We start from the raw sequence: 12,927 nt of genomic DNA on the forward strand, positions 1-12,927 counted from the left end.
AGGTGGCATTGATATCCAAACCGGTTTGGATGCTATTTCAAACCGGTTTGGACGTCAAAAGATAAATATTTGACGGTAATAACTACCATTCGGAAATAATTGCCGCTACGCGCGGATTGAACGAATGGCATGCACAACGCGAGGAGCGACGTGAAGGTGAATCTGAAGGCGCTGTCGGATGCGCTCGGACTGTCGCGCACGACGGTCAGTCGGGCGCTGAACGGCTACGACGATGTGAGCGAGGCGACCCGCGAACGCGTGATGAAGGCTGCGCGCGAACTCGGTTATGTCGCGGATCCGACCGCACGGCGGCTGGCGACGGGGCGTGCCGATGCGATCGGCATCGTGTATCCGTTCGGAGCCGGCGATCTGGGCGACCCGCGCTTCGGTGAAGTCGTTGCGGGCATCACCGAGCGGCTTGGCGAGCGCAATCTCGACTTCATCATCGCGGCCGCACGGCCGAACGCCGAACTCGACTCGTATCGCCGGCTCGTCGACGGCCGGCTCGTCGACGGGCTGATCGTCGCGCGCACGCTGGTCGACGACCCGCGCCTCGCGTACCTGCGCTCGAATGCGTTTCCGTATGTCGCGTATGGCCGTACGCAAACCGCCGAGCCTTACGCGTGGTTCGATTTCGACAACGAAGCGGGCGCGCGCGATGCGGTGCGGCGTCTGATCGGCTTCGGTCATCGGCGGATCGCGATGATCAGTGCGCCGCTGTCGCTGAATTTCGCGATGCAGCGCCGCGCCGGCTATCTCGCGGCGCTGCGCGAGGCCGGCATCGAACCCGATCCGGCGCTGCTGGTCGAGTGTCCGTTTACGCGCGACGGCGGCCAGCAGGGCGCGCAGGCGCTGCTCGCACAGGCTGAACGGCCGACTGCGCTGCTCGTCGACAACAACATTTCGGGGGGCGGCGCGTTCCGGGCGCTGGTCGACAGCGGCTTGCGCCTGGGGCGGGACATGTCGCTCATCGTCTATGACGGGGTGCCGCCGGAGGTCGCGTGTCCGCATCGGGTAACGGCCGTGGTGCAGCCGACCGGGCATGCGACCGGGCGTGCGCTGGCGGATCTGATGCTGGGCCTGCTCGCCGACGGCGTGCGCGGCCATCGGCTCGAGATGCCGATCATCGAGGCAGGCGATACGGACGGGCCGGTACACGGCTAGCCGTTTCGGCGGCACGCCCCCGTGGGGCGCGATCGGCAACGCACGTTGCGGGGCGCGCTCCGGCGCAAAAGCCATGACGGCGGCAGGGCTGAATGCCAGGTTTCTAGACGACCGGTCTAATCCGGGGCTATCATCCAGCCTCATGAATGCGACGTCGTTCCTGCCAACGGACGCGAAGATGCCATATCGCGCTGCAATGCTGGTGGTGCAGGAGATGCCGTCGTTTTTTTTCGAGCCAACTCTAGACGACTGGTCTAATAGACTCGAGCAATATTTTTGGCACGGAGCCGGCACGTTGACGCGTGCCGGCGGCCTAACCGGCAGGCGCGCCGTCGTCGCCGGCACGCGGCGTGCGTCGCGTGGGCTGCCGCCGCGACGCGGCCCCGTTCCCCCATTTCGAAGGAGTGTCCGATCATGAAGATTTTGGTTGTCCTGACCTCGCACGACACGCTCGGCGACACCGGCAAGAAGACCGGCTTCTGGCTCGAGGAACTGGCCGCGCCGTACTACGCGTTCACGGATGCGGGTATCGAGCTGACGCTCGCATCGCCGAAGGGCGGCCAGCCGCCGCTCGACCCGAAAAGCAGCGACCCGGCCGCGCAGACCGACGCCACGCGCCGCTTCGACGCCGATCCGGCGGCCAAGGCCGCGCTCGCGGCCACGCGCAAGCTGGCCGACGTGTCGGTCGACGATTACGACGCGGTGTTCTATCCGGGCGGGCACGGCCCGCTGTGGGATCTCGCCGAGGACCTGCACTCGATCGGCCTGATCGAGCGCGCGCTGGCGGCGGGCAAGCCGGTCGCGGCCGTGTGCCACGCGCCGGGCGTGCTGCGCCACGTGAAGGATCCGAAGACCGGCGAATCGGTCGTGCGCGGCAAGCGTGCGACGGGCTTCACCAACAGCGAGGAAGCGGCCGTCGAGTTGACGGAAGTGGTGCCGTTCCTCGTTGAGGACATGCTGAAGACCAACGGCGCGCAGTTCGAGCGCAGCGCCGACTGGGCGCCGCATGTCGTCACCGACGGGTTGCTGATCACGGGGCAGAACCCCGCGTCGTCGGAACCCGCTGCCGAGGCGCTGCTCGCGAAGCTCGGCCGTCAGTAAGCCGGCGCGGTGCCGGCATGACCGGCACCTGGCCGTTTCCGTCGTCGGGCGCATCCGGCCCGGCGACGGCCCGAACCGTTCCGTCGTGCGCACCGCACGACGGCTCATCCAGTCGTTTCGTAGAACCAAGCAAAGGAGTGGTGGATGTCTGCCCTGTTCGAACCGTTCAAACTCAAGGGTGTCACGCTGCGCAACCGCATCGCGGTGCCGCCGATGTGCCAGTACGTCGCCGAAGACGGCGTCGTCAACGACTGGCATCACGTGCATCTGGCCGGCATCGCGCGCGGCGGCGCGGGCCTCGTGATCGCGGAGGCGACGGCCGTGTCGCCGGAAGGCCGCATCACGCCGGGCTGCGCCGGGTTGTGGACCGATGCGCAGGCCGAGGCGTTCGCGCCGTCGGTCGCGGCGATCAAGGCGGCCGGCGCGGTGCCGGGCATCCAGATCGCGCATGCGGGCCGCAAGGCGAGCGCGAACCGACCGTGGGAAGGCGACGACCACATCGCCGACGGCGATCCGCGCGGCTGGCAGACCATCGCACCGTCGGCCGTGCCGTTCGGCGCGCATTTGCCGAAGACGCCGCGCGCGATGACGCACGACGACATCGCACGCGTGCAGGCCGACTTCGTCGCGTCGGCGAAGCGTGCCCGCGACCTCGGCTTCGAATGGCTCGAACTGCACTTCGCGCACGGCTATCTGGGCCAGAGCTTCTTCTCCGTGCATTCAAACCAGCGCGACGACGAGTACGGCGGTTCCGCCGAAAACCGCGGCCGTTTCCTCGTCGACACGCTGAAGGCCGTCCGCCAGGTCTGGCCGGAGCATCTGCCGCTGACCGCGCGTCTCGGCGTGATCGAATACGACGGCCGCGATGAGGAAACGCTCGCCGAATCCATCGCGCTCACGCAGCGGATGAAGCAGGAAGGCCTCGACATGCTGAGCGTGTCGGTCGGCTTCTCGACGCCCGACGCGCGCATTCCGTGGGGCCCGGCGTTCCTCGCGCCGATCGCGGAACGCGTGCGCCGCGAGGCCGGCCTGCCGGTGTCGTCCGCATGGGGGATCGACACGCCGCAACTGGCCGAGCGCGTCGTCGCCGAACAGCAGCTCGACCTCGTGATGGTCGGCCGCGCGCATCTGGCCGATCCGCACTGGCCGTACTACGCGGCCAAGCAGCTCGGCGTCGAGCGTCCGTCGTGGACGCTGCCTGCGCCGTACGCGCACTGGCTCGAACGCTATCGCGTCGCCGACAAGGTGGCCTGAGCGCAGGTCGCACCGCGCGGCGGGCGCGACGTTGGCGCCATGCATTTGACAATGCTTGGCATCGCGTCCGCGTGCCGTGGCGGTATCGATGGATAGAATGGCGGTTCGCACCGGCCCTCGGGCCGCGCGAACCGCCATTTTTTCATTTCGACAGAGGTGCCATGCGCGCACATGTCTCGCCTTCCCAGGAATCCGCCGCGCGGCCGCGTGCCCAGCAGATCGCCCGCGCCGTGCTGTATGCGGCGCTGCTGGTGCTCGCGCTGTGGGTCATCCGCGATTTTCTTCCCGCCATCGCGTGGGCCTGCGTGATCGCGATCGCGTTGTGGCCGTTGCTGAAACGCTTCGAATCGGACAGCTGGTTTCGCGACCGGCCAACCCTGATCGCGACCGCGATCACCGCGGGCGTGTCGCTGCTGGTCGTGCTGCCGGTCGCCATCGCGCTGGGCCAGGCGATCTCGCAGGCGCATGACCTGCGCATCTGGCTGCACTCGATCCAGGACAACGGCATTCCGCTGCCGGACGTCGTCGGCCGGTTGCCGTACGGTGCCGCGCAGGTCACCGAGTGGTGGCAGGCCAATCTCGGTCATCCGCTGCACGCGGGCACCGCGATGCATGGCGCGAGCGGCGAGAAGTTCATCGCGTTCGGGCGGCAGTTCGGCACGAAGCTCGCGCATGCACTGCTCGAATTCGGCTTCATGCTGGTCACGCTGTTCGTGATCATGCGGGCCGGGCACAAGTTGTCGGGTGCGTTGCTGCAGGGCGCGCGGCGTGCGTTCGGCCGCGGCGGCGCGCACCTGATCGAACGGATGGTCGCGGCCGTGTACGGCACGGTGACGGGGCTGGTCGTCGTCGGGCTGGGCGAGGGCGCCATTCTCGGCGTCGCGTATGCGCTCGCGGGGGTTCCGCATGCGGCGCTGCTCGGCCTCGTCACGGCCGTCGCCGCGATGCTGCCGTTCTGCGCGCCGATCGTGTTCTGCGGCGCGGCGCTCTGGCTGTTCGTGCAGGGTGCGACCGCGTGGGCCGTCGTGGTGCTGGCGCTCGGCTTCGTGGTCGTGTTCGTCGCCGAGCATTTCGTGCGGCCGGTGCTGATCGGCAGCTCGACCCGCTTGCCGTTCCTGCTCGTGCTGTTCGGCATCCTCGGCGGCGCCGAGACGTTCGGCCTGATCGGACTGTTCGTCGGCCCGGCGCTGATGACGGTGCTGACGATGCTGTGGGCCGAGTGGGTCGCGTGACGGCGAGGCTCGTTGTGCCGATCCGGGCCATCGGCGCAACGGCATCGACGCGTGTGCGAGCCCGCGCGGCGCCGTCACGGTTCGCGACGATCGGGCGCGCGCCGGGCCGCGCCGAGCGCGGCGTCGGACACAAGTCTCTACATTTCTTTTCGATCCGGACCCAAAGGTCTAGTAGCATGGGGCTTTCGATCACGCCGGCATGGCGCGGCAGATTTTTCCAAGCATGCGATTGATTCCGATGTCCCGTCCCGCAGCGACGCTGTCGCTGGCCGCCAGCTGCCTGATGCTGCACGGCTGCGCGTGGTTCGACTCGTGGCTGCCGTTCTCCTATTCGCGCACGCCGCTGGCGCGGGCCGCGTCGCGGCACGGTGCGACGCGCGCCGACGTTGTCCGCGCGGGCGGCAACCCGCGCAGCGTGTGGATGGTCCGTAACGGCAGCGGCGTCTGCTACAACTACTTCATCGAGCACGGCAACGAACACCGGGCGTACTTCGTCGTGTTCGACAAGGCCGGGGCCGTCACGCAATACGGCTTCGATACCTGCATGGACGCCGACCGCAAGGGCACGCTTCAACCGGACAAGGCGGCCTCGCGATAGCGCGGCCGCCATGCGCCGCGCGCGCGTGTCACGCAGTCGTCACGCGATCGTGTCGACCACGCCGCCGTCGACGCGCAACGCCGCGCCCGTCGTCGCCGAGGCCTGCGGCGAGCAGACATACACGACCAGATTCGCGACTTCCTCCGTCGTTGCCGGCCGCTGGATGATCGAGCTCGCGCGCTCGCTGCGCACGAAATCCACCGCGACGTCGTCGATGCTGCGGCCCGTCGCGTCGGCCGTTTCCTTCAGCAGCGCGCGCACGCCCTCCGACATCGTCGGCCCCGGCAGCACCGAATTGACGGTCACGTTGGTTCCGGCAGCGAGTTTCGCGAGGCCGCGCGCGATCGCGAGCTGCGCGGTTTTCGTGAACCCGTAGTGAATCATGTCGACCGGGATGTTCAGGCCCGATTCCGACGAAATGAATACGACGCGGCCCGTGTTGCGCGCGAGCATCCCCTTCAGGTAGTGCCGCGCGAGACGCACGCCGGACATCACGTTCATCTGGAAGTAATGGGCCCATTCGTCGTCGTCGATGTCGAAGAACGCCTTCAGCCCGTAGATGCCCGCGTTGTTCACGAGGATGTCGGCCTCCGGCGTGTGCTGCGTGACGCGCGCGACGCCGGCGGCATCGGACAGGTCGGCGGCGACGCCGTCGACGTCCGCGCCGGGGACCGCGCTGCGCAGCTGCGCGAGCGCGGCATCGACCGACTTGTCGCTGCGTCCGTTGACGACGACACGTGCGCCCGCCTGCGCGAGCCCTTCGGCGATCGCCAGCCCGATGCCGGCGGTGGAAGCGGTGACGACCGCGGTTTTGCCTGTCAGATCGATATGCATGAATGTACCGATTGGAAGAGGGAAACGGAACCCGCCGCGTCTGCCGCGGCGGCCGAAATCAAAGCTTAGGCGATCCGGCCGCGAAGCGTCGGTTCGCGGTTGCATCGCGTCGCGCAGTCTTGTACGGTGTGCGTTCGCCATCCGATCCGGGAGCCCGTCGCGTGAGCCGTTCCGCCACCCCCCTCGCCGTGCCGTCGCCGTTCTGGCGCGACGCCGCGCTGCCGTTCATCGAGGCGCGCACCGTCGACGACGGCCGGACGATCTGCTACGCGAAGCACACGCACGACACGTTTTCGCTCGGCGCGATCGTCGGCGGCACGAGCACTTACCTGAACGGCGCGACGAAGGAACACGTCGGGCGCGGCGTGCTCGTGATCATCGATCCGGAGCAGGTGCATGCGTGCAATCCGTATGGCCCTGACGCGTGGGCGTACCGGATGGTCTATGTCGACGTGCCTTGGCTCGCGCGGCTGCAGCATGCGCTCGGACGCGACCCGAACAGCGATTTTCGCGGCTTTTCGCCGAAGTTGACGGAGCGGCGCGACCTGTTCGCGCAGTTCGGCGGCTTTTACCGCACGCTCGTGGCACCCGGCGTCGATCCGCTCGGCAAGGAAAGCGCGGCGGTCGAATTCTTCACGCGGCTGCACGGCGCGCTCGATCGCGAGCTGCCCGTCGATACGCGGCGCGGGACCGACAACGCGAAGCTCGCGCGCGCGGCCGACTACATCGCCGCGCATTGCCGTCAGGCCGTCACGCTCGATGCGATCTGCGCGGCCGCCGACCTGTCGCCGTCCTACCTGATCCGCGCGTTCAACGCCCGCTACGGGATGACGCCGCATGCGTTCCTGGTCGACCGTCGCGTGCAGTACGGCCGCGCGGAACTGCGCCGCGGCCGGCCGATCGCCGAGGTCGCGCTCGATGCGGGCTTTGCGGACCAGGCGCATTTCCAGCGCGCGTTCCGGCGCATCGCGGCCGCCACGCCGGGCCAATATCGAAGCGCCGCGAACTGAGCGGGGGAAGGGCCGCCCCATGCCGGCGCCGCAGCGGCCGGCGACGGCTCGCCGCCCGCTGCCCGCCGCCCGCAGCAACACCCGTTCGAAGCGACGACGCTAGACGTCGAGCAGATAAAGCGCGCTGCCCGCGAGCAGCAGCGCCATCGCGCGGTTGAACAGCCGCATCCGCCGCGCGTTCGCGAGCCAGTGCCGCAGCGACGCACCCGCATACCCCCAGCACGAGATCGACGCGAAGCAGATCACGAGATACAGCGCCGCGAATTGCCACACCTGCGCGCGATCGCCATCGGCCGCATACGCGCCCATCGCGGCCACGCATGCGAGCCACGCCTTCGGATTCAGCCATTGCATCGCGGCGCCGGCCGCCGCCGACGGGCCGGCGACGTTTGGCGCGTCCGGATCGGCCGGATCGGTCGACAGCCGGCCATCGTCGAGCGCCAGCCGCAGCGCGAGGTAAAGCAGGAACGCGATCCCCGACCATTGGGTGGCCGTGGTCAGCATCGGCCAGCGCGCGAGCGCCGCGTGCAGCCCGAGGCCGATCAGCAGAAACAGCGCGACGAAGCCGAGCGTCGCGCCGGCCGCATAGCGCAGGCTCGCGCCGAGGCCGTGGCGCGCGCCCGCGCCGAGCGCGACGATATTGACGGGACCGGGCGTGATCGACGACGCCAGCGCGAACGCGGCCATCGAAACCAGCATGCTCATCATGTGTCTCCATGCGAATGTGAAAGTCGCATCGAGACTAAAGAAGCCGCGCGTGTCCGTATTGAAGAAAACTGCCCTGGGCGGCGCGGTGCCGTCAGTGCATCGCGCGCGGCGCGTGGGTCGGTCGCAGCGCGTGCGGGTCGCCCGCGTCGGCGGCCTCGGCTGAGCGTATCGGGCCGACGCTGCACGCCTGCGTCGACACCGAGAAGCCGAACGTATTGACACCGCCCGAGCACGCGACGAACACGCTGCCGCCGTGCATCTCCGCGACGGCCTTGACGATCGACAGCCCGAGCCCGTGGTTCTCCTTGCTGTTCGCGCGCGCTTCCTCGAGCCGGTAGAAGCGCTCGAACACGTGCGAGCGCTGCACGGGGTCGATCGGCTCGCCGGGGTTGGCGACCGACACGTCGACGAGCGTGTCGCGCGGCGTGATCGTCACGTTCAGCGTCGCCCCGGGCGCCGAATGCTGGATCGCGTTGATCAGCAGGTTGGTCATCGCGCGGCGGAACAGCGACGGGTCGACGGCCGCGCGCGCATCGCCGTGCAGTTCGGCGCGCAACTGCGCCTCGTCCAGCGGAATCTCGAGGAAGTCGAGCATGCGCCGCACTTCGTCGGCGAGCGACACGTGCTTCAGGTCGGTCGCGCGCTCGCCGCGATCGCTGCGCGACAGGAACAGCATGTCGTTGATGATCACGCGCAGACGCTCGAACTCCTCGAGGTTCGACTGCAGCGTCTGGCGCATCCGGTCGACCGAGCGGTCGCGGCTCGTCAGCGCGACCTGGGTCTGGCCGATCAAAATGCTGATCGGCGTGCGCAGCTCGTGCGCGACGTCCGCGTTGAAGGCCTCGAGCCGCGCGTAGGTCTGCTGGATGCGCTCGAGCGCGCCGTTGAACGACGCGGCCAGATCGCGCAGCTCGGTCGGCAACGCGTCGGTGTGCAGCCGCTGGCGGCGGTCGGTGGCGTTGATCACCGCCGCGTCCTGCGACAGCCGTTCGAGCGGCGCGAGCCCGAAACGCGCGACCGCGCGGCTCAGCAGCAGCGTGACGACGGTGGCGATCGCGATCAGCGCGGCGAGCGTCCATACGAAACGGCGCAGCATCCGCTGCGTGCGCTCGCACGACGACGCGACGATCAGCTTCAGGTCGGGGCGCTCGCCGCTGCCCGCGATCGGGACGGTCTTCGTCATCACGTCGTAGCTGCTGTGGTTGAGCGCGTATTGCTGGAACGCACCGAACGGCTTGCCGACGGGCACGCCGTCGACCGGATGACCGAAGCGGAAGTTGGCGTCGGGGCTGTCGATCTGGTAACGCGTCGACCCGTCGGGCGGTTCGAGATCGGCGAGCTTTTCCTGCATCAGGCGGCCGCGCGCGGCGGTGGTCGCGTGCGACACGATCATCTGCGCGACCTTCGCGCGCGTGTCGATCGTCGCGCGCAGTTCGGCAAACAGCTGGCGCTCCATCATCACGAACAGCCCGCAGCCGACCAGCGTGAACACAAGCAGCGACACGATGCCGAACATCGCCGACAGACGCAGGGTGATCGAGCGCTTCATGCGTGCCTCTCGCTGTCGGCGTCCTCGCGCGCCTCGAGCACGTAGCCCATGCCGCGGATCGTGTGCAGCAGCTTCTCCGCGAACGGGCCGTCGAGCTTGGCGCGCAGGCGCTTGATCGCCGTCTCGACGACGTTCGCGTTGCTGTCGAAGTTCACGTCCCACACGAGTTCGGCGATCGTCGTCTTCGACAGCACCTCGCCGCTGCGCCGCGCGAGCACGCCGAGCAGCTGGAATTCCTGCGCGGTCAGGTCGAGGCGTGTGCCGTCGCGGGACGCGCGCCGGCCGATCAGGTCGACGCGCAGGTCGCCGATCGAGATCAGCGTCGATTCCTGCACACGCGCGCGGCGCGTGAGCGCGCGCAGCCGCTCGATCAGTTCGAGGAACGAGAAGGGCTTGGTCAGATAGTCGTCGGCGCCGCCGCGCAGCCCGCGCACGCGATCGTCGACGCGGTCGCGCGCGGTCAGCATGATCACGGGCGTCTGCTTCTGCGCGCGCAATGCGCGCAGCACGCCGAAGCCGTCGAGCTTCGGCAGCATCACGTCGAGCACGACCACGTCGTATTCGAATTCGACGGCCTTCCACGCGCCGTCCTCGCCGTCCAGCGCGGTATCGACGACCCAGCCTTCCTCGGTCAGGCCGCTTTTCAAGTATTCGACGACTTTCGGTTCGTCTTCGACGATCAGGACCTTCATGGGTGTGTCCTTGTAACCGGGTTAGGGGCCGACGCTCGCGGCGGGCCGGAGGGTTGCCGCCGCGACGTCGGTCGGCGTGGCGCCGCCTGTCGCGCCGCCGTCCCAGCCGCCGCCGAGCGCCTTCGCGAGAAACACGACGAGCGCCGCACGCTGACCCTGGATCTGCACGGCCTGGCGCTCGCTCGTCAGCAACTGCTGCTGGGCCGTCAGCACGTCGATGAACGGCGTGAGGCCGCCGGCATAACGGTCCTGCGCGAGCGACACGAGCTTGCGCGCGTCGTCGACGGCCGCCGACGCCTGCTGCGCGGCTTCGGCCAGCACCGCCAGGCCCGTCACCGCATTCTGCACCTCCTGGAACGCGGTGAGCACGGTTTGCCGGTAACTGGCCTGCGCGGCCACGTAGCCGGCCTGCGCGAAATCGACGCCGGCCTTCAGCTTGCCGCCTTCGAACAGCGGCTGGCTGACCGACGCGCCGATCGACCACAGCAGCGCCGGAACGGTGAACAGCCCGGAGAAGCGCGTCGCGTCCCAGCCGATGTCCGGCGACAGCGCGATGCGCGGGAAGTACGCGGCGCGCGCGACGCCGATCTGCGCGTTCGCGGCGGCCATCGCGCGCTCGGCCGACGCGACGTCCGGGCGCCGCTGCAGCAGGTCGCTCGGCATCCCGGTCGGCAGCGCGGGCGCGTTGATCGGCACCACGCGCGGCGGCAGCGAGAATTCCGGGGCCGGCGTGCCGACCAGCGTCGCGATCGCGGTCTCGACCTGCGCGCGCTGCTGGATCAGCAGCTGCGCCTGCGTGCGCGTCGCGTCGAGCTGCGCGCGTTGCTGCAGCAGGTCGAGGCCGGACACCGCGCCGAGGTCGTGGCGCGCGCTCACGTAGTCGAGCGCCTTCTGCTGCAGGTCGATCGAGCGCTTGACGACGTCGATCTCGCTGTCGAGCTCGCGCAGCGCGAAGTAGCTCGACGCGAGATCGGCGGTCAGCACGAGGCGCGCGTTCGCGAAATCGTCGCGCGCCTGCTCGGAGCTGGCCTGCGCGGATTCGACGCTGCGCCGCACGCGGCCGAACAGGTCGAGTTCGTAGCTGACGCTTGCGGCGACCTGGATGTCGTTCTGCACGGTCGACATGCTGCGCGTCGCGTAGTTGGTCTGCGGCCGGTCGGCGGAGATCTTGAAGCGCTGGCCGCTCGCGTTCAGGCCGACGGCCGGATACTGCGCGGACGCGACCGACGCGAGCGTGGCCTTCGCCTGGTCGTAGCGTGCGGCGACGGCCTTCAGGTTCTGGTTGTTGCGCAACGCGTCGGCTTCGAGCGCGTCCAGCCGCGCGTCGCCGAAGGCGGTCCACCAGGCCGGATCGAGCGGCGCACGGGCGGGCGCGGCCGGGTGCCAGTACGCGTCGGCCGGGTCGAGCCGCCACGCGGCCGGCGTCTCGACGGCGGGGCGCCGGTAGTCGGGGCCGACCGTGCAGCCGGCAAGGGCCGCGACCGCGATGGCGGCCAGGACCGCGGCGGGGCGCAGGCGGGCGCGCATCGCGCTCACGACTTCGCTCCCGCGGCGGCGGACGCCGGCTTCACGGCCGGCGGCGCCTGCACGATGACGGTGTCGCCGTTCGCGAGCGCATCGCTCGGGTTCGCGACGAGGCGGTCGCTCGGCGTGAGCGGGCCGTCGACTTCGAGCGTCTGGCCGATCGTGCGCGCGATCGTCACCGCCTTCAGGTGCACCTGGCCGTTCGCGTCGACGGCTGCGACGGTCGGCCCTTCGGCGCGGAACAGCAGCGTGTTGGCCGGAATCTGCAGGCGGCCGACCGGTGTCATCGGCAGCGTCGCCTGCACATACGAGCCGGGGAGCAGCCGTCCGTCCGGGTTCGGCAGCGTGATCTCGATCTGCAGCGAGCGCGTCGCGACGTCGATCGCCTGGGACGTGCGCGTGATCGTGCCGTCGAAGGTCTGGCCGGGCAGCTCGGCCTGCGCGACGCTCACGTGCTGGCCAACCTTCACCTGCTGCGCGTACGCCTGCGGCACCTGCACGTACAGGCGCAACTGGTCGGCCTGCACGACCGTGAACAGCGAGCGGCCCGCGTTGCCGGAATTGACGAGGTCGCCGACGTCGACGTTGCGCTGCGTGACGATCCCGTCGATCGGCGCGACGATGCGCTGGAAGCCCTTCAGTTCGGTGAGCCGGCGCATGTTCGCGTCGGCCGCGGCGAGGTTCGCGCTGCCCTGGTTGAACGCGCCTTGCCGGTCGTCGAGTTCCTGCTGCGACACCGCATCGCGCTGGCGCAGTTGCTGCGCGCGGTCGAACGACGTCTTCGCGAGCGCGAGCGCGGCCTGCGCCTGCTGACGCTGCGCGGTGGCCTGTGCGAGTTCCTGGTTGAGCTCGGGCGTGTCGAGTTCGGCGAGCAGTTGCCCCTGCTTCACGTGCGCGCCGATGTCGGCCTGCCAGCGCAGCACGTAGCCGCTCGCGCGCGCATAGATCGGCGCCTCGACGAAGCCGCGCAGCGTGCCGGGCAGCGTCAGCTTGCCGCCGGTGGCCGCATCGACCGGATGCACGACGTTCACGTACTGGCGCGTGTTCTGCTCGGCCACCGCGTCGAGCCGGTTGCGGTTCAGCACGTTGACGACGATCGTGCGTGCGGCGCCCGCGGCCAGCAGCACGCCGACCACGATCAGCACGACCCGCCCGCGCCGCGACACCGACGTGCGCGTCGGCAGGTGCATGCCGTGTTCGTCCACCTGGATGCCGACGGAGCTGTGATGTTTCTCTTCCATGAATTGACCGGGTCTAAAGG

At 69.3% G+C, this 12,927-nt stretch carries 12 protein-coding genes; 6 read left to right on the top strand and 6 right to left on the bottom strand.

Annotated elements, in window-relative coordinates:
• Nucleotides 1-129: 129 nt before the first annotated feature.
• The 5 genes from WS45_RS13315 to WS45_RS13335 all read left to right on the top strand — a co-directional run bounded on the left by WS45_RS13315 (nt 130) and on the right by WS45_RS13335 (nt 5,349).
• Nucleotides 130-1,164, top strand: coding sequence for a substrate-binding domain-containing protein (locus tag WS45_RS13315; protein WP_059689997.1), 1,035 nt, complete (start codon nt 130-132; stop codon nt 1,162-1,164).
• Between the two features lie 414 nt (nt 1,165-1,578).
• On the top strand, nt 1,579-2,265 hold the full coding sequence (locus WS45_RS13320) for a type 1 glutamine amidotransferase domain-containing protein (RefSeq protein ID WP_059525276.1): 687 nt from the start codon (nt 1,579-1,581) through the stop codon (nt 2,263-2,265).
• Nucleotides 2,266-2,409: 144 nt separating this feature from the next.
• Nucleotides 2,410-3,519: an NADH:flavin oxidoreductase/NADH oxidase gene (locus WS45_RS13325; RefSeq protein WP_059700270.1), complete on the top strand. Its 1,110-nt coding sequence runs from the start codon at nt 2,410-2,412 to the stop codon at nt 3,517-3,519.
• A 161-nt stretch (nt 3,520-3,680) separates the two neighbouring features.
• Nucleotides 3,681-4,751, top strand: coding sequence for an AI-2E family transporter (locus WS45_RS13330; RefSeq protein WP_059525280.1), 1,071 nt, complete (start codon nt 3,681-3,683; stop codon nt 4,749-4,751).
• 223 nt (nt 4,752-4,974) lie between these two features.
• Nucleotides 4,975-5,349, top strand: coding sequence for a hypothetical protein (locus tag WS45_RS13335; protein ID WP_059690217.1), 375 nt, complete (start codon nt 4,975-4,977; stop codon nt 5,347-5,349).
• Between the two features lie 39 nt (nt 5,350-5,388).
• Here WS45_RS13335 and WS45_RS13340 read toward each other — a convergent pair whose 3' ends face one another.
• Nucleotides 5,389-6,183 (bottom strand): SDR family NAD(P)-dependent oxidoreductase, encoded by a 795-nt coding sequence (locus WS45_RS13340; RefSeq protein ID WP_059690000.1) that lies wholly within the window; start codon nt 6,181-6,183, stop codon nt 5,389-5,391.
• A gap of 161 nt (nt 6,184-6,344) precedes the next feature.
• On the opposite strand from WS45_RS13340, the gene WS45_RS13345 reads away from it, so the two are divergent.
• Nucleotides 6,345-7,193: an AraC family transcriptional regulator gene (locus WS45_RS13345; RefSeq protein ID WP_059700272.1), complete on the top strand. Its 849-nt coding sequence runs from the start codon at nt 6,345-6,347 to the stop codon at nt 7,191-7,193.
• Between the two features lie 99 nt (nt 7,194-7,292).
• Here the strand turns inward: WS45_RS13345 and WS45_RS13350 are convergent, their stop codons facing one another.
• The 5 genes from WS45_RS13350 to WS45_RS13370 form a co-directional block, all read right to left on the bottom strand.
• Nucleotides 7,293-7,898: a LysE family translocator gene (locus WS45_RS13350; RefSeq protein WP_059690219.1), complete on the bottom strand. Its 606-nt coding sequence runs from the start codon at nt 7,896-7,898 to the stop codon at nt 7,293-7,295.
• A gap of 94 nt (nt 7,899-7,992) precedes the next feature.
• Nucleotides 7,993-9,450 carry a heavy metal sensor histidine kinase gene (locus tag WS45_RS13355; protein WP_059700274.1) on the bottom strand — a complete coding sequence of 486 codons (1,458 nt, stop codon included), beginning with the start codon at nt 9,448-9,450 and terminating at the stop codon, nt 7,993-7,995.
• Nucleotides 9,447-10,142, bottom strand: a complete 696-nt coding sequence (locus WS45_RS13360; RefSeq protein ID WP_059450219.1) for a heavy metal response regulator transcription factor — start codon at nt 10,140-10,142, stop codon at nt 9,447-9,449. Before WS45_RS13360 ends, WS45_RS13355 begins: the two co-directional genes overlap by 4 nt.
• A gap of 21 nt (nt 10,143-10,163) precedes the next feature.
• Complete coding sequence (locus tag WS45_RS13365) at nt 10,164-11,669, bottom strand: efflux transporter outer membrane subunit (protein ID WP_059690006.1); 1,506 nt, start codon at nt 11,667-11,669, stop codon at nt 10,164-10,166.
• A 5-nt stretch (nt 11,670-11,674) separates the two neighbouring features.
• Nucleotides 11,675-12,907, bottom strand: coding sequence for an efflux RND transporter periplasmic adaptor subunit (locus WS45_RS13370; protein WP_059700276.1), 1,233 nt, complete (start codon nt 12,905-12,907; stop codon nt 11,675-11,677).
• Nucleotides 12,908-12,927 lie beyond the last annotated feature (20 nt).

It is taken from the genome of Burkholderia sp. RF2-non_BP3, from assembly GCF_001522185.1.
GTDB lineage: Bacteria > Pseudomonadota > Gammaproteobacteria > Burkholderiales > Burkholderiaceae > Burkholderia > Burkholderia diffusa.